This is a genomic window from Chryseobacterium caseinilyticum, assembly GCF_014837145.1.
In the GTDB taxonomy this organism is placed as follows: Bacteria; Bacteroidota; Bacteroidia; order Flavobacteriales; family Weeksellaceae; genus Chryseobacterium; species Chryseobacterium caseinilyticum.
This window is the reverse complement of sequence record NZ_JACYFS010000004.1, coordinates 221,947-236,780: the sequence shown is the minus strand read 5'-3', so window position 1 is coordinate 236,780 and position 14,834 is coordinate 221,947. Positions and strand designations below refer to the sequence as shown.

At 35.9% G+C, this 14,834-nt stretch carries 20 protein-coding genes; 18 read left to right on the top strand and 2 right to left on the bottom strand.

The window, feature by feature from the left end:
• Position 1 precedes the first annotated feature (1 nt).
• The 12 genes from rplR to rplQ all read left to right on the top strand — a co-directional run bounded on the left by rplR (position 2) and on the right by rplQ (position 6,449).
• Complete coding sequence (gene rplR / locus IC610_RS13985; protein ID WP_056075982.1) at positions 2 to 352, top strand: 50S ribosomal protein L18; 351 nt, start codon at positions 2 to 4, stop codon at positions 350 to 352.
• A gap of 18 nt (positions 353 to 370) precedes the next feature.
• Complete coding sequence (gene rpsE / locus IC610_RS13980; RefSeq protein ID WP_056075986.1) at positions 371 to 892, top strand: 30S ribosomal protein S5; 522 nt, start codon at positions 371 to 373, stop codon at positions 890 to 892.
• A gap of 10 nt (positions 893 to 902) precedes the next feature.
• Positions 903 to 1,079, top strand: a complete 177-nt coding sequence (gene rpmD / locus IC610_RS13975) for a 50S ribosomal protein L30 (RefSeq protein WP_007839493.1) — start codon at positions 903 to 905, stop codon at positions 1,077 to 1,079.
• A 117-nt stretch (positions 1,080 to 1,196) separates the two neighbouring features.
• The gene (gene rplO / locus IC610_RS13970) at positions 1,197 to 1,646 is read left to right on the top strand and encodes a 50S ribosomal protein L15 (protein ID WP_056075989.1); all 450 of its coding nucleotides are present in this window, start codon (positions 1,197 to 1,199) and stop codon (positions 1,644 to 1,646) included.
• 8 nt (positions 1,647 to 1,654) lie between these two features.
• The gene (gene secY, locus IC610_RS13965; RefSeq protein WP_191737414.1) at positions 1,655 to 3,034 is read left to right on the top strand and encodes a preprotein translocase subunit SecY; all 1,380 of its coding nucleotides are present in this window, start codon (positions 1,655 to 1,657) and stop codon (positions 3,032 to 3,034) included.
• A gap of 3 nt (positions 3,035 to 3,037) precedes the next feature.
• Positions 3,038 to 3,253 (top strand): translation initiation factor IF-1, encoded by a 216-nt coding sequence (gene infA, locus IC610_RS13960; protein WP_027381317.1) that lies wholly within the window; start codon positions 3,038 to 3,040, stop codon positions 3,251 to 3,253.
• 108 nt (positions 3,254 to 3,361) lie between these two features.
• Positions 3,362 to 3,478, top strand: a complete 117-nt coding sequence (rpmJ, locus tag IC610_RS13955) for a 50S ribosomal protein L36 (RefSeq protein ID WP_007839480.1) — start codon at positions 3,362 to 3,364, stop codon at positions 3,476 to 3,478.
• A 9-nt stretch (positions 3,479 to 3,487) separates the two neighbouring features.
• The gene (gene rpsM / locus IC610_RS13950) at positions 3,488 to 3,865 is read left to right on the top strand and encodes a 30S ribosomal protein S13 (protein WP_056026795.1); all 378 of its coding nucleotides are present in this window, start codon (positions 3,488 to 3,490) and stop codon (positions 3,863 to 3,865) included.
• A gap of 12 nt (positions 3,866 to 3,877) precedes the next feature.
• Entirely contained in the window at positions 3,878 to 4,267 is a 390-nt protein-coding gene (gene rpsK / locus IC610_RS13945; RefSeq protein WP_034694697.1) for a 30S ribosomal protein S11, read from the top strand.
• Between the two features lie 19 nt (positions 4,268 to 4,286).
• Positions 4,287 to 4,895, top strand: a complete 609-nt coding sequence (rpsD, locus tag IC610_RS13940) for a 30S ribosomal protein S4 (RefSeq protein ID WP_056075995.1) — start codon at positions 4,287 to 4,289, stop codon at positions 4,893 to 4,895.
• Between the two features lie 33 nt (positions 4,896 to 4,928).
• Positions 4,929 to 5,924 carry a DNA-directed RNA polymerase subunit alpha gene (locus IC610_RS13935; protein ID WP_056075998.1) on the top strand — a complete coding sequence of 332 codons (996 nt, stop codon included), beginning with the start codon at positions 4,929 to 4,931 and terminating at the stop codon, positions 5,922 to 5,924.
• Positions 5,925 to 5,930: 6 nt separating this feature from the next.
• Complete coding sequence (gene rplQ, locus IC610_RS13930) at positions 5,931 to 6,449, top strand: 50S ribosomal protein L17 (protein ID WP_056076000.1); 519 nt, start codon at positions 5,931 to 5,933, stop codon at positions 6,447 to 6,449.
• 55 nt (positions 6,450 to 6,504) lie between these two features.
• Here the strand turns inward: rplQ and IC610_RS13925 are convergent, their stop codons facing one another.
• Entirely contained in the window at positions 6,505 to 6,921 is a 417-nt protein-coding gene (locus IC610_RS13925) for a hypothetical protein (protein WP_191737413.1), read from the bottom strand.
• A gap of 177 nt (positions 6,922 to 7,098) precedes the next feature.
• Here IC610_RS13925 and IC610_RS13920 point away from each other — a divergent pair, with 177 nt between their 5' ends.
• The 6 genes from IC610_RS13920 (at position 7,099) to IC610_RS13895 (ending at position 13,613) form a co-directional block, all read left to right on the top strand.
• A complete protein-coding gene (locus IC610_RS13920; protein WP_191737412.1) occupies positions 7,099 to 7,731 on the top strand; it encodes a response regulator in 633 nt (210 codons plus the stop codon).
• Positions 7,732 to 7,735: 4 nt separating this feature from the next.
• The gene (locus IC610_RS13915; protein WP_191737411.1) at positions 7,736 to 8,431 is read left to right on the top strand and encodes a hypothetical protein; all 696 of its coding nucleotides are present in this window, start codon (positions 7,736 to 7,738) and stop codon (positions 8,429 to 8,431) included.
• A gap of 616 nt (positions 8,432 to 9,047) precedes the next feature.
• Positions 9,048 to 9,842: a sensor histidine kinase gene (locus tag IC610_RS13910; protein ID WP_228462931.1), complete on the top strand. Its 795-nt coding sequence runs from the start codon at positions 9,048 to 9,050 to the stop codon at positions 9,840 to 9,842.
• A 178-nt stretch (positions 9,843 to 10,020) separates the two neighbouring features.
• Positions 10,021 to 10,758 carry a hypothetical protein gene (locus IC610_RS13905; protein ID WP_191737410.1) on the top strand — a complete coding sequence of 246 codons (738 nt, stop codon included), beginning with the start codon at positions 10,021 to 10,023 and terminating at the stop codon, positions 10,756 to 10,758.
• Positions 10,759 to 10,948: 190 nt separating this feature from the next.
• Positions 10,949 to 12,241, top strand: coding sequence for a phosphopyruvate hydratase (gene eno, locus IC610_RS13900; RefSeq protein WP_191737409.1), 1,293 nt, complete (start codon positions 10,949 to 10,951; stop codon positions 12,239 to 12,241).
• An 85-nt stretch (positions 12,242 to 12,326) separates the two neighbouring features.
• A complete protein-coding gene (locus IC610_RS13895; protein WP_191737408.1) occupies positions 12,327 to 13,613 on the top strand; it encodes a citrate synthase in 1,287 nt (428 codons plus the stop codon).
• Positions 13,614 to 14,240: 627 nt separating this feature from the next.
• Here the strand turns inward: IC610_RS13895 and IC610_RS13890 are convergent.
• A complete protein-coding gene (locus IC610_RS13890) occupies positions 14,241 to 14,774 on the bottom strand; it encodes a hypothetical protein (protein WP_191737407.1) in 534 nt (177 codons plus the stop codon).
• Between the last annotated feature and the right edge of the window lie 60 nt (positions 14,775 to 14,834).

Genomic DNA, 14,834 nt, shown 5'->3' with positions numbered 1-14,834 from the left:
AATGGCACTAAGTAAATTAGAAAAAAGAATAAGAATCAAAAGAAGAGTAAGAGGAAAAATCTCTGGATCTGCTGATTTGCCAAGATTATCTGTATACAAGAGTAATAAGGAAATTTACGCTCAGTTAATCGACGATAAAGACGGTAAAACTTTAGCATCAGCTTCTTCAAGAGAGAAGGGTGCAGCTACCGGAACAAAAAGTGAAATTTCTGCCGCAGTAGGTAAAGCTATCGCTGCTAAAGCAATCGCTGCAGGAATCGAAAATATTGTATTTGATAGAAACGGTTTCGTATACCACGGTAGAGTGAAAGCTCTTGCTGACGGTGCGAGAGAAGGTGGACTTAAATTCTAATCATTAAATTTCGGAAATATGTTAGGACTAGATAATATAGAAAGAGTAAAACCGGGAGGATTAGAACTTAAAGATCGTCTCGTTGCTGTAAATAGAGTAACAAAAGTAACCAAAGGAGGTAGAGCTTTCGGATTTTCTGCAATTGTTGTAGTAGGTGACGAAGCTGGAACTATCGGTTTTGGTTTAGGAAAATCTAAGGAAGTTGCTTCTGCTATCGCTAAGGCTGTAGAAGATGCTAAGAAAAACTTAGTAAAAGTTCCTGTAATGAACCATACGATTCCTCACCAGACTTCTGCAAGATACGGTGGTGCTGATATCTTCATGAGACCTGCTTCTCACGGTACAGGACTTATCGCCGGTGGTGCGGTAAGAGCGGTATTGGAGTCTGCTGGTATTCACGATATCCTTTCAAAATCTAAAGGGTCTTCAAACCCTCACAACGTAGTAAAGGCAACTTTCAAAGCGTTGTTAGACATCAGAAGACCAGAAGAGATCGCAAGAATGAGAGGAGTTTCTCTAACTAAAGTGTTTAACGGTTAATAAATAAACAATGGCAACAATTAAAGTAAAGCAAGTAAGAAGCGCTATTGGTAGAACAAAAACCCAAAAGAGAACGCTTGAAGCATTAGGATTTAAGAAACTTCACCAAGTTGTAGAGCACGAAGCTACGCCTTCTATCTTAGGAATGATCGCTGCAGTGAGTCACTTACTTGAAGTTCAAAAATAAATTGATTTGAAATTAGAAGTTTGAAATTTGAGATGCAGATCTCTGTTCAAATTTCTTATTTTCACTTGAAATTGTAAAATTTCAAATATCAAATTTCAAATATCAAATTTTAATACAATGAATTTAAACAACATAAAACCAGCTGCAGGATCTACTTTCAATTCAAAAAGAATTGGTAGAGGTCAGGGTACCGGTAAAGGAGGTACTTCTACAAAAGGTCACAAAGGTCAGAAAGCAAGAGCTGGTTATTCTCAGAAAATCGGTTTCGAAGGTGGACAGATGCCTTTGCAGAGAAGATTACCGAAATTCGGTTTCAAAAATGTAAACAGAAAAGAGTTTAGAGGAATTAACCTTGATACTATCCAAACTTTAATCGAGAACAAATCTATCACTGGAGAGATCACGAGAGAAGTATTGATTGAGAACGGTTTAATTACTAAAAACGAATTAGTAAAAATTATGGGTAGAGGAGAATTGAAATCAGCGGTTTCAATCTCTGCTGATAAGTTTACTAAATCTGCTGAGGAGTTGATCTCTAAAGCAGGAGGAAAAGCAATTACCTTATAATATTACTAATGAAAGAATTTATACAGACCCTCAAAAATATTTGGAGCTTAAAAGAGTTAAGAGAAAAAATTCTCTTTACTTTATTTATCATCCTTGTGTATAGATTCGCATCTTTCATCTCCTTACCTGCGATCAACCTTGCAGAAGTGGGAGATCTCTTAGAGCATTATAAAAATCAAGGCGGAAACAAGCAGGGAGCAGGTCTCCTTGGCTTGCTTTCGTCATTTACAGGAGGGGCATTCAGCCACGCTTCTGTGATGGCGTTAGGTATCATGCCTTATATTTCTGCATCAATTATTGTTCAGCTGATGGGGATGGCTATTCCTTATCTTCAGAAACTACAGAAAGACGGAGAGTCTGGCAGAAACACACTGAATCAGATCACCAGATGGTTAACTATCGGAGTTTGTCTTGTACAGGCGCCTTCTTATTTAACTTCGATCACTCAGTTGTTCTTACCTTACGCTCAGTTCCAGTCTGCGTATTTCGTAGATCCTAATTCAATTATGTTCTGGTTACCAAGTATTGTAATCTTGGTAGGCGGTTCGGTATTTGCAATGTGGTTGGGTGAGAAGATCACCGACAAAGGTATCGGGAACGGTATTTCTATCCTTATTATGGTGGGAATCCTTTCAAGATTACCGGAAGCATTCGTACAGGAAATCGCAGTTCAGAACGGTAAAGGAGGTTTAGGTTCTATCATGATCATGGTTGAAGTTCTATTCTGGATGATAGTGGTTCTTTTAGCTGTTGTATTATCGGTGGCTGTAAGAAAAATTCCTATTCAGTATGTAAGCAGAGCTCAGGCAAGAGGAGGTGTAAATAAAAATCTAATGCAGGGTGCAAGACAGTGGATTCCGTTGAAAGTAAACGCAGCCGGTGTAATGCCGATTATCTTTGCTCAGGCATTGATGTTTGTACCTGGTTTGCTTACAAAAGTAGACGAGTCTAATACTTTCCTTGCAGGTTTTAAAAATGTATTCAGCTGGCAGTACAATGTATTGTTTGCGTTATTGATTATTATCTTTTCATTTTTCTATACAGCAATCACAATTCCGGTAAACCAAATGGCCGATGATCTGAAGAGACAGGGTGGTTTGGTACCAAAGGTAAGACCAGGGAAAGAGACTGCTGATTATTTGGATGATATATTATCAAAAATTACTTTGCCCGGTTCAATATTTTTAGCTATCTTTGCAGTCCTTCCGGCAATTGTGCATGGAAGCTTTGTTCAGACAGACGCTTTTGCCCTGTTTTTCGGTGGTACATCGCTGTTGATCATGGTGGGAGTAATATTAGATACTGTTCAACAGATCAATATTTATCTGCTAAATCATCATTATGATGGCTTGATGCAGTCTAAATTGTCAAGAACAACCGGATATTAATTTATGGCAAAACAAAAACATATTGAACAGGACGGTGTGATTACAGAAGCGCTATCCAATGCACAGTTTCGTGTAGAACTGGAAAACGGGCATATTCTTATTGCTCATATTTCAGGGAAGATGAGAATGCACTATATTAAACTCTTACCTGGTGATAAGGTAAAACTGGAAATGTCTCCTTATGATCTTTCAAAAGGGAGAATTACATTTAGATATTAAACAAATGCCAAATGGATGCAATTCCGTTTGGCTATTGTTAAAGTATAAATATTTCAAATGAGATCGCAGATTCCATTTGGTAAATAAAGAAAAACAAAAATTTTCAAAATGAAAGTTAGAGCATCAATTAAAAAAAGAAGTGCTGATTGCAAAATCGTACGCAGAAAAGGTGTACTGTTTGTAATCAACAAGAAAAACCCAAAATTTAAACAAAGACAAGGTTAACATTAAATTATGGCGAGAATTTCAGGTATTGATTTACCAAAAAACAAAAGAGGAGTTATCGGTTTAACTTACATCTACGGAGTTGGAAGAAGTACATCTTCCGAAATCCTTAAGAACGCCGGTATCAGCGAAGACAAAAAAGTCAACGAATGGAATGACGATGAATTGGCTGCAATCAGAAATTATATCTCAGAAAACATCAAAGTGGAGGGAGAGCTTAGATCTGAAGTGCAATTGAACATTAAGCGATTAATGGACATAGGATGCCAACGAGGAATACGTCACAGACTTGGATTACCTTTAAGAGGCCAGAGAACGAAAAACAACTCTAGAACACGTAAAGGAAAGAGAAAAACTGTTGCTAACAAGAAAAAAGCTAGTAAATAATCGTTAGGAATTATGGCAAAACAAACTAAAGTAGTTAAAAAAAGAAAAGTAAAAGTTGAGGCTATTGGTGAAGCGCACATTCAGGCGTCTTTCAATAACATCATCATTTCTTTAACAAATAAAAACGGAGAGGTGATCTCTTGGGCTTCTGCCGGTAAAATGGGTTTCAGAGGTTCTAAAAAGAATACTCCTTTTGCTGCTCAAATGGCAGCTGAAAATTGCTCTGCTGTAGCTCACGAAGCTGGTTTAAGAAGAGTAAAGGTGTTTGTGAAAGGTCCTGGTGCAGGTAGAGAATCTGCTATCAGATCTATTCACAATTCAGGAATTGAAGTAAGCGAAATCGTTGATGTGACGCCTATGCCACACAACGGATGCAGACCACCAAAAAGAAGAAGAGTTTAATTTTTAGAATTTACCCATTATGGCAAGATATATTGGACCTAAAACTAAGATTGCTAGAAAGTTTGGTGCTGCAATCTACGGAGATGATAAAAACTTCGAGAAAAGAAAAAACCAACCGCCAGGACAACACGGTCCTAACAAAAGAAGAGGAGCAAAGAAATCTGAATATGCTGTTCAGTTAATGGAAAAGCAAAAAGCTAAATATACTTACGGTATTTTAGAAAGACAGTTTGCTAACCTTTTCGAAAAAGCACACAGAAGTAAAGGTGTTACAGGTGAAGTTCTGTTGCAGCTTTGCGAATCAAGACTTGATAACGTTGTTTACAGATTAGGTTTTGCTAAAACAAGATCAGGAGCTAGACAGTTGACTTCACACAGACACGTAACTGTGAATGGTGAAATCCTGAACATTCCATCTTATTTGGTGAAAGCTGGTGATGTAATCGCTATTAGAGAAAAATCTAAATCTCTTGAAGTTGTAGCTGACGCTTTGGCAGCTAAATCAAACTACGAGTGGTTACAATTCAACGATGAGAAGAAAGAAGGTACCTTCATCACTGCTCCTGAAAGAATCCAGATTCCGGAAGACATCAAGGAACAGCTTATCGTCGAACTTTACTCTAAATAATTTTTTAATCAAATTTTTGCTCAACCCAACAATATGGCAATTTTACAATTCATAAAACCCGATAAAGTAATCCTACTTAACTCTGATGAATTTAAAGGTCAATTCGAATTTCGTCCTTTAGAACCAGGTTTCGGGCTTACAATCGGTAATGCTTTGAGAAGAGTGTTGCTTTCTTCTCTGGAAGGATACGCTATTTCATCTATCAAAATAGAAGGTGTAGAGCACGAATTTTCAACTATTCCGGGAGTAATCGAAGATGTTACCGAAATTATTCTTAACCTTAAACAGGTGAGATTGAAAGCTTCAGCAGAAAACCAGGCTAATGAGCAGGTAGTTGCTAAAGTTTCGGGGCAAACGGTTATTACAGCAGGAGATTTAGGTAAATCAATGACTGGTTTCGAGGTTTTAAACCCGGAATTGGTAATCTGTAACCTTAATTCTGATGTTTCTTTCGAAATTACTATCAATGTTGATAAAGGTAGAGGTTATGTTCCTTCAGAGCAAAACAAATCAAACAATGCACCAATCGGTACCATTGCTATTGATTCAATCTTTACACCTATCAAGAAAGTACAGTATAGTATTGAAAATTACCGTGTAGAGCAAAAAACAGACTACGAAAAACTTGTATTAGATATAGAAACTGATGGCTCTATCAGCCCTCAGAATGCTTTAACTGAAGCTTCTAAGATATTAATTTATCACTTCATGTTGTTCTCTGATGAGAGAATCACTCTGGAGACTGAAGCTGTGAAAGCATCTATCCAATACGATGAAGAAACGCTTCACACAAGACAGTTACTTAAGTCTAAATTAGCAGATATGGATCTTTCTGTAAGAGCCCTAAACTGTCTGAAAGCAGCTGAAGTAGAAACTCTTGGAGAATTGGTTTCTTACAGTAAGTCTGATTTGATGAAATTCAGAAATTTTGGTAAAAAATCTTTGACAGAACTAGAAGAATTGGTGCATTCAAAAGGTCTTAACTTCGGTTTTGACGTTGCAAAATATAAATTAGACGCTGATAATTAAATAATAATGAGACACGGTAAAAAATTCAATCACTTAGGAAGAACGTCTTCACACAGAAGCGCTTTACTTTCTAATATGGCTTGTTCTCTAATTGAGCATAAGAGAATCAACACTACTGTAGCTAAAGCGAAAGCTTTAAGAGTATATGTTGAGCCTCTTTTAACAAAGGCAAAAGAAGATACTACACACAATAGAAGAATTGTTTTTTCATATCTTCAAAGTAAAGAGGCTGTTACTGAACTTTTCAGATCAGTAGCTCCTAAAATCGCAGAAAGAAACGGAGGTTACACAAGAATCATCAAAACTGGTTTCAGAAAAGGTGATGCTGCTGACATGGCTCTTATCGAGCTTGTTGATTTCAACGAACTTTACAATCCTAATGCTGAGGAGAAAAAGACGACAAGAAGAAGTAGAAGATCTACTACTGCAAAGGTAGCTGTTGAGGCTGCTCCTGTAGCAGAAGAAAAAGTTGAAGAGCCAAAGGCTGAATCAACAGATTCTACTGAAGAGAAAGCTGGAGAATAATATTCTTACAGATATAAAAAAAACCGTTCAGATTTCTGAGCGGTTTTTTTATGCTTTATATTTTACCTTTCACAAGTTCAATAACATTGCTTCCCTGATGCAGAATCAGACTGTCTCCTTTTACAGTGGCTTTCATATCGCCCTTTTCATAAGTGGTAACCTTTCCGTCTGATTGTATTTTGTCAAGTTTGAAAGTCTTGCCGTTGCTGCTTATTTCCACATCACTTGTTCCCGGGTCATAATCAAAAGTAACTATTACCTGAGAGCCGTCGGTTGCTTTATACAGATAATTGGTTCTGATCATCTTTTTACCGTTTACATCGGTATTGTATGAAACATTTTCATCTACTTTTCCGTTATCAGCCAGAACAGTTCCGTCGCCGTCAGTTTTTAAAACATTTTTATTTCCTTCTTTACCGCAACTGCCTAATAATGCTGAGAAAATAATGATTGCGAAAGCTATATTTTTCATAGTATATTATTTAATTAAAAAATTTCTGTTAATTCTCTTTTTTGTGTTTAAATTTTAACTAAATTTAAGAAACAAAAACTAAACCATTCCACGGAAACTCAAAACTTTAAAATTACCCGAAAGTGTAATTGCCCCTGTTTCGGATTCTGTCGAAATTTGTCTTTAAATATTAGCAGCATGAGTATTTCCATAGCCATAGTAGAAGACGAGAAAAACTACAACAATGCGTTGAAGAAGGTAATCGATTATCAGGATGACATGAAAGTGGTTGCCCAGTTTTTCAATGGTAAAAACGCTTTGGATGATCTCTCATCATACAGTCCAGACGTAGTGATGATGGACATTCAGCTTCAGGACATGCTCGGCATCGACGTCATCTCAAAAATTAAAAAAGACCTTCCCAAAACACAGTTCATAATGTGTACCAGCTTTGAAGACGATGATAAAGTCTTCAATTCTCTGAAAGCGGGAGCTACAGGCTATCTCGTAAAAGGCGAAAGCATGGATAAAATACTTTCCTCCATTCGCGATGTCTACAGTGGCGGCGCACCAATGAGTTTTTCAATTGCCCGAAAAGTCCTGAGTCATTTTGAAAGAAAAAACACTGATCAAAACGATTGCGAAGAACTCACAAAACGCGAAACTGAAATTGTCGAACTGCTTTCAGCTGGCCTTTTATACAAAGAGATAGCCGACAAGATTTTCATCAGCATCGACACGGTGAAAAAGCACGTCGGAAATATTTACAGAAAACTCCATGTAAACAACAAAGTGGAGGCAATTAATAAATTTAACTATTTTAAAAACTAAGATTATGGGAAAAAAAGTTTACTCACAAGAGGAGTTCAGTCATCTAATGCTGGATGAAATTTCAAAGCTGAGAGAAGTATATATCCAAAATAGAGACAATCTTTCATTGAGTATGATAAAGACTGATTTTGAAGATTACGTGGAACTACTTTATGATCCAAGCTTTGAACCTGCACCTCCAAAAGAAATTGAAGATGGTAGGGAAGAATTTTTAAAGAAATTTCGAGGATCAAATCTTGATGGTGAAATTGATATAAATGTTAAAAGTTTTATAGATGCTTTTAAAAAAGCAACAAATCTAAAGTTTGTATATACTTATTTTCTTTTACTAAATAATACGTCTGTAAGTTTAGGATTTAGATTTACTAATCAAGATAATTTAACGGATGAATTAGATCGAAACACTAACGATATTTTTTACATGGTAGAAAACTCAATTTTACAGAATCGTGGAGCAGACCAATTTATATCTAATGTTACTCAATTTCATACTGATTATCATAAATTTATAAATGATCAAAAAATATCTGCCACATGGCATAGTAAGGATATAATTTCTGATGCAGTTAATATAATTAAAAAAAATCCCAATAATATTATGATGTTTTTTATATTATCCAATGGTAAACTTAGCACTGCAACTCACGCAGTGATCTCAGGTAAAATAGAGCCTTTTAACCGTGGAAAACAATGGCCTTAGATTTACTGAATCATTTGTATTATGCAATTCTGTTTTCATTAGTCATCATTTCATTGGCTAAAAAAGGTCTTGGTGTAAAAAACAATTATTTATATTTAAACTTTGTGATTATTTTTGGGATTGAGTGCATTGTGTATTTATCTGATATTATTAATGAAGATAATCTCACAGGTCTTTATTTCTTGTTAGATTTGCTTAATGTGATTTATATTTACTACTTTTTTCAATCTCACTTCAAGAAAAATAAGTTGCTTTTATTTTATGGTATAACTTCCATTGTTCTGATTCTAATATTTAACAACTACAGTTTGTCTCAATATAGTGATTTTTGTGGTATTGTCAGTTGTTTTTATGTTATCATAGTCTGTTTATTTGGTTTTTATTTAATAGTACAAAATGCGGCGTACTCTAAAAAGAAAATATGGGATATACCTTATTTCTGGTTCGGTGTCGGGATGTTGCTGTGGAGTTTGATGTACCTCTTTAGAACAATACCACGCTTTTACTTTCAGTATCAGGATAAAGATTTTATGCAGAGTCTCCGAATTTTTTTTGCAAGTGTTAATATTGTGACTTATGCGATTTTTTTTAAACTATTACTTCTCTACAAAAAGAAATGATTGCAATACTATATCTCGATAAATCAGTAATGACCTTGTACATTTCAGCTGTGATGCTTGTAATGTTATTACTTTTATTCGTGCTGTTTACTGTAGTAAACTACAAAAGGAAACAACTAATATCATTGAAAGAAAACCAACTCAAAGAATCCGAACACCAAAACCAGCTTCTCCAAAAAGAATTAGAAAAACAAAAGCTCATAGAACGGGAACGTGAACGTATTTCCCACGATATGCACGACGACCTCGGAGCAGGAATTTCAGCCTTAAAACTTCAGGCAGAATTTTTGAAACAAAAAGCAGATGACGGTGATTTAATCAGCGATATCAATGAGCTTTTAAAAACATCTGAGGAAATGAATCTCTCCATGCGGGAAATGCTTTGGAGTCTGAACTCCGGAAATGACACACTTGGCAGTTTTGTAGACTATGCAAAGATGTATGCATTTAATTTTCTTAAAAAAACAAATATCGAACTCATTATAGAAGTTGAAGGTATCGTTTCTGAAACTATAATTACGACAGAGCAAAGAAGAAATTTATTTCTCTGCCTGAAAGAATCTCTGAACAATGCTTACAAGCACAGTCAGTCCAATGAACTAAAATTATCGTTTATCCAAAAAAACAACGAATTTATGATGAAAATTTCCGACAACGGCATCGGACTGAATGAAACAAATTCTGAAGGCAATGGTCTTCGAAATATGAAACGCAGGATGCAGGAACAAAATGGGCATTGCGAAGTGACTACCGAGAATGGAACGCATTTGTTTTTTAGTATAGTACTTTAAGATTCCATTTTTGTTGATTCTATTCTAAAGGTTACATTAGTAATACTTGTATGTGAAACTTTAAAAACTGATACAATGAAAATTTCAATTAATTCCACGAAAAACTGTCTAAGCAAAAGACTGTTTCGTCACGTAGTTATTTTTATTCGTAAAAAACATTAACCATTAAAATTTAAACATGAAAAAAATCAGTAAATGTAATAAGAGAATGATAAGTTCTTTTAAATGTAGTTTAAAATATACGATTAAAGTATTTATTCTATTTTGTAGTTTTATCGCACTGTCATCTTGCAATACGCATAAAAGTATAGTTACAGAATTAAAGCCACAACAAGCAAACTATCACTTTTCATACGATGCAATGAGGCGTGGAGTTATTTTAGGTATAGATTCGAATGGGAAAATTAATAAATTGCTCGGTGAAGTACAACCCGATGCAGCCATTGCGACAACAACAGATGTAACTAGTAAATTGGGTTTAGGTTTGCAAAATGGAGCTAAAATAGATGTGGAAAATGCAACAAAAATTACTGAAGCATTATCGGAACTAGGACAGAGAACGGCTGGTGTAAATATGTTGAGAGATGCACTATACAGACTTGAAGAACATTGCATTAATTTTGAAAATGACTGCAAAGGACAGCAATACTTCGCTCGCTTTGAACTTGTAGTAAAATCAATAGTAGATTTAGAAATACAAGCTGCCAAAAATCAAAAGGCAAAAGCACTCGGTAAAACTGCTGATGCTATCAAAACTAATGCGGAAGCTGTGAAAAAGAATGCGGAAGTCTTGAGATCAGATGAGTTGCAATATGACATTCAAAAAGTTCCTTCTCAAATTCAGCAATTAAATGAAATATTGGAAAATCAAAATGAAATTTTGAATAGACAACAAAAGGAATTGCAAGACCTTTGAGAAATAATCGGTTTTAGATGCTTGCAGTTAATATATTATGAGAATATATGAATGCAAACTATCAATCTTCATTTCCAATCTTTAACATTAACTAAAATTTAACTCAAAAAACCTCCATAAAATAACACTCCCGTAACTCAAAGATTTAAAATTTGAGTAAATTTGTCTGAAACTATAAAAAATAAATAAAATGAGTTACATTTCTTACATAGAAGCGAGACAGATTTTAGATTCCAGAGGGAATCCTACAGTTGAAGTTGATGTATTTACAGAAAGTGGGGCGATGGGTCGTGCTGCTGTTCCTTCCGGAGCATCTACTGGTGAGCATGAAGCAGTGGAATTGCGTGACGGCTGTTCTGAATGGATGGGGAAAGGTGTTTCAAAAGCTGTAGAAAATGTAAGAGAAGTGATTTCTCCAGAGTTGGTGGGTCTTCCGGTTTTTGATCAGAATTTGATTGATCAGATTATGATTGAATTAGACGGTACAAGCAATAAAGGAAGCTTAGGAGCAAATGCTATTCTTGGTGTTTCATTGGCTGCTGCAAAAGCTGCTGCTGCTGAACTGAAAATGCCGTTGTACAAATACGTAGGTGGTGTTAACGCAAACACACTTCCTGTTCCGATGATGAATGTAATTAATGGTGGTTCTCACTCAGATGCCCCGATTGCTTTCCAGGAATTTATGGTAATGCCGGTAAAAGCAGATTCATTCTCTCATGCGTTGAGAAAAGGAACTGAAATTTTCCACAACCTGAAAGCTATTCTTCATTCAAGAGGTCTTTCTACTGCGGTAGGTGACGAAGGTGGTTTTGCACCAACTTTTGCTGGAACTGAAGATGCTTTGGATACTTTGCTTCAGGCAATTGAAAAAGCAGGTTACAAGCCTGGTGACGATGTAATGATCGCGTTGGATTGTGCCGCTTCAGAATTTTATAAAGACGGAGTTTACGATTACAGAAAATTCCAGACTCCGGATGCAGCTCAGTTCTCAAGCAGCGAGCAGGTTTCTTACTTAGCTGAACTGGCAAACAAATATCCAATCATCTCTATCGAAGACGGTATGCAGGAAAATGACTGGGAAGGCTGGAAAATGTTAACTGATAAAATCGGTGACAGAGTACAGTTGGTTGGTGATGATTTGTTCGTTACGAATGTTGAAAGACTGGCAAGAGGTGTAAAAGAAGGAATTGCAAATTCAATTTTGGTAAAAGTAAACCAGATTGGTTCTCTTTCTGAAACGATGGCAGCTGTACAAATGGCTCAGCATAACAAGTTTACATCAGTGATGTCTCACAGATCCGGTGAAACTGAAGATTCTACAATTGCTGATTTGGCGGTTGCTATGAATTGTGGTCAGATCAAAACCGGTTCTGCTTCAAGATCAGACAGAATGGCAAAATACAACCAGCTTTTAAGAATTGAGGAAGCTTTGGGCGATACAGCTTATTTCCCTGGATTAGACGCATTTAAAATTAACAGATAATAAAATCTAAAAAAAACAGCATACTATTTTTTGGTTGCTGTTTTTTTGTGTATTTTTAAGAAATTTAAAATAAAATATTATAATAATGTCAGACAACAAAGTTATATTGAATTACGACGGTAATTCGTATGAATATCCTATCGTAGATAGTACAATCGGAGACAGAGGAATAGATATTTCAAAATTAAGAGACCAGACAGGTCTTATTACCTTAGATTTAGGATACAAAAATACGGGTGCTACCCTTAGCGACATCACGTATCTTGACGGTGATCAGGGAGAATTGTTCTACAGAGGTTATCCTATTGAGCAAATCGCTGAAAAGTCAAACTTTACAGAAGTAATGTACCTTTTGTTACACGGTGAGTTACCGACTGAAGAGCAGTTTAATACCTTCAACGGTAATATCAAAAAATATAACTTCGTAGCAGAGGAGATGAAAAAGATCATCGATGCTTTCCCTCGTTCTGCGCACCCAATGGGCGTTCTGTCTACACTTACATCTGCTTTAACGGCATTTAACCCTAAAGCGGTGAATGTACAGTCTAAAGAAGAAATGGATCTGGCTGCAGAACTTCTTATTGCTAAATTCGCTCACCTTTGTGCGTGGACATACAGAAAAACTTTAGGTTTACCATTAAACCACGGAGATAATAGCTTAAATTATGTAGAAAACTTCTACAAAATGGCATTCAGATTACCAAATGAAGAGTTTGAAATCAATCCTGTGGTAACTGAGGCTTTAGATAAATTATTAATCCTTCACGCTGACCACGAGCAAAACTGTTCTACATCTACTGTAAGAATGGTAGGTTCTGCTCACACAGGTCTTTTCGCATCAGTCTCTGCCGGTATTTCTGCTCTTTGGGGTCCACTTCACGGTGGAGCAAACCAGGCGGTTATCGAAATGCTTGAATTGATTGAAAAAGATGGAGGTGATGTAAACAAATGGGTTGCTAAAGCAAAAGATAAAAACGACAGCTTCCGTTTGATGGGCTTTGGTCACAGAGTTTACAAAAACTTCGATCCAAGAGCAAAAATCATCAAAAAAGCTGCAGATGACTTATTAGCTGCTTTAGGAATTGAAGATAAAGCACTTGATATTGCAATGCAACTGGAAAAAGTAGCTCTTGAAGACGACTATTTCATCGAAAGAAAATTATATCCAAACGTAGATTTCTATTCAGGAATCATCTACAGAGCATTAGGAGTTCCTACAGAAATGTTTACCGTAATGTTCGCATTGGGAAGACTTCCGGGATGGATCGCTCAGTGGAAAGAAATGAGATTAAAAGGTGACCCAATCGGAAGACCAAGACAGGTTTACCAAGGCGCTCAAAAAAGAGATTATATCGATATTACAAACAGATAATACTGGTTTATCATATAAATTTAAAATCCCAAAGCAAAAACTTTGGGATTTTTTTTCTTTAATCTATAAAAATACAGTCTTAGATTTCATTGTAATAATAGTTTTCAGTTGAAATTTAAACATAAAAAAGGAGACCTTTTCAGATCTCCCATAACCAGACATTCATAGATTATTATATAAGTCTGAATTACTGATTCACCGGAATTTTAAAGCTTGCCAATTGGCTATTATTACAATTGTGTTTGGTATAATAAGGATAATTCTGGTGCTGTCAGAGCTTATTTTTTTGAATGCTGAGATTAAAATTTTCTAAAAAACTTCGGCCAGCTGTACCGGCCGAAGACACCTAAGATGAAAAATCCGACAGATATTAATAATTCGTTATAGTCTTATGATGGGTATGAGCGCTGTTCTTTTCTGTCGAATTTACTAAAAACACAATTAAAATCATTGAATAATCTTAAGATAAGATAGCATCTGATTTCGAAAGTTGGACTATAACTTAACATTATTAGAAATTAAATATTTTGAAAACATTTCATTCTGTAAAAAACCTCCGGCGTTGAATTTTGTAGCACGCCGAAAAGCGAATACGCCGAAGGTTGTGTTAAGAAATCATTAGTTTATTTATGGAATCCAAAATGCCCATTTGTTACCATCAAATATGGCCAAATATTTTTTGGAACCCTTTACGTAAACCATCATTCCGGGGCTTGGTTTTACAATATTTGTGATATCGGTTACGGTTGGAAGGATCATTGCCTTGGTATCTGATTCTAAAACTAAAACCCCGTCGGCAGAGCTTGTATCGCTTCCTATAATCGCTTTAGCATCTCCTTCAGTAGCAGTTAAAGGCTGATTAATGAGTGATAAAGTCATATCACTTTCTCCGCTGAGCACACGCCAATCGTTGCCGTCATATAACTTTACCTTCGCTGCTGTGGGTACGGTGCTGTCCAGTACCAAAGTTCCTGGAGTAGGATTTAAAGGGAGTTTTCTTACATAAGGCAGAATTATTCCCTTATCATTACTGTTTGCAAATTCCAGTAAAACAGACTGCTTTTTGTTGGCAGGTGCCGTTCCGACTGCATCACCTATAATCACCTGAGCACTCAATGCAGAGGCTGAGATCATCAGTATTGTTAAAAATATTTTTTTCATTTTAAATTTCAATTGTAATTAAACTTTATCAACCTGAAAGGTCTCCGTGACCGCAAGTTT

Bases quoted from the DNA above. Each gene is read 5' to 3' on its own strand.
- rplR (WP_056075982.1), top strand. From the start codon at position 2: ATGGCACTAAGTAAATTAGAAAAAAGAATAAGAATCAAAAGAAGAGTA.
- rpsE (WP_056075986.1), top strand. From the start codon at position 371: ATGTTAGGACTAGATAATATAGAAAGAGTAAAACCGGGAGGATTAGAA.
- rpmD (WP_007839493.1), top strand. From the start codon at position 903: ATGGCAACAATTAAAGTAAAGCAAGTAAGAAGCGCTATTGGTAGAACA.
- rplO (WP_056075989.1), top strand. From the start codon at position 1,197: ATGAATTTAAACAACATAAAACCAGCTGCAGGATCTACTTTCAATTCA.
- secY (WP_191737414.1), top strand. From the start codon at position 1,655: ATGAAAGAATTTATACAGACCCTCAAAAATATTTGGAGCTTAAAAGAG.
- infA (WP_027381317.1), top strand. From the start codon at position 3,038: ATGGCAAAACAAAAACATATTGAACAGGACGGTGTGATTACAGAAGCG.
- rpmJ (WP_007839480.1), top strand. From the start codon at position 3,362: ATGAAAGTTAGAGCATCAATTAAAAAAAGAAGTGCTGATTGCAAAATC.
- rpsM (WP_056026795.1), top strand. From the start codon at position 3,488: ATGGCGAGAATTTCAGGTATTGATTTACCAAAAAACAAAAGAGGAGTT.
- rpsK (WP_034694697.1), top strand. From the start codon at position 3,878: ATGGCAAAACAAACTAAAGTAGTTAAAAAAAGAAAAGTAAAAGTTGAG.
- rpsD (WP_056075995.1), top strand. From the start codon at position 4,287: ATGGCAAGATATATTGGACCTAAAACTAAGATTGCTAGAAAGTTTGGT.
- IC610_RS13935 (WP_056075998.1), top strand. From the start codon at position 4,929: ATGGCAATTTTACAATTCATAAAACCCGATAAAGTAATCCTACTTAAC.
- rplQ (WP_056076000.1), top strand. From the start codon at position 5,931: ATGAGACACGGTAAAAAATTCAATCACTTAGGAAGAACGTCTTCACAC.
- IC610_RS13925 (WP_191737413.1), bottom strand. From the start codon at position 6,921: ATGAAAAATATAGCTTTCGCAATCATTATTTTCTCAGCATTATTAGGC.
- IC610_RS13920 (WP_191737412.1), top strand. From the start codon at position 7,099: ATGAGTATTTCCATAGCCATAGTAGAAGACGAGAAAAACTACAACAAT.
- IC610_RS13915 (WP_191737411.1), top strand. From the start codon at position 7,736: ATGGGAAAAAAAGTTTACTCACAAGAGGAGTTCAGTCATCTAATGCTG.
- IC610_RS13910 (WP_228462931.1), top strand. From the start codon at position 9,048: ATGATTGCAATACTATATCTCGATAAATCAGTAATGACCTTGTACATT.
- IC610_RS13905 (WP_191737410.1), top strand. From the start codon at position 10,021: ATGAAAAAAATCAGTAAATGTAATAAGAGAATGATAAGTTCTTTTAAA.
- eno (WP_191737409.1), top strand. From the start codon at position 10,949: ATGAGTTACATTTCTTACATAGAAGCGAGACAGATTTTAGATTCCAGA.
- IC610_RS13895 (WP_191737408.1), top strand. From the start codon at position 12,327: ATGTCAGACAACAAAGTTATATTGAATTACGACGGTAATTCGTATGAA.
- IC610_RS13890 (WP_191737407.1), bottom strand. From the start codon at position 14,774: ATGAAAAAAATATTTTTAACAATACTGATGATCTCAGCCTCTGCATTG.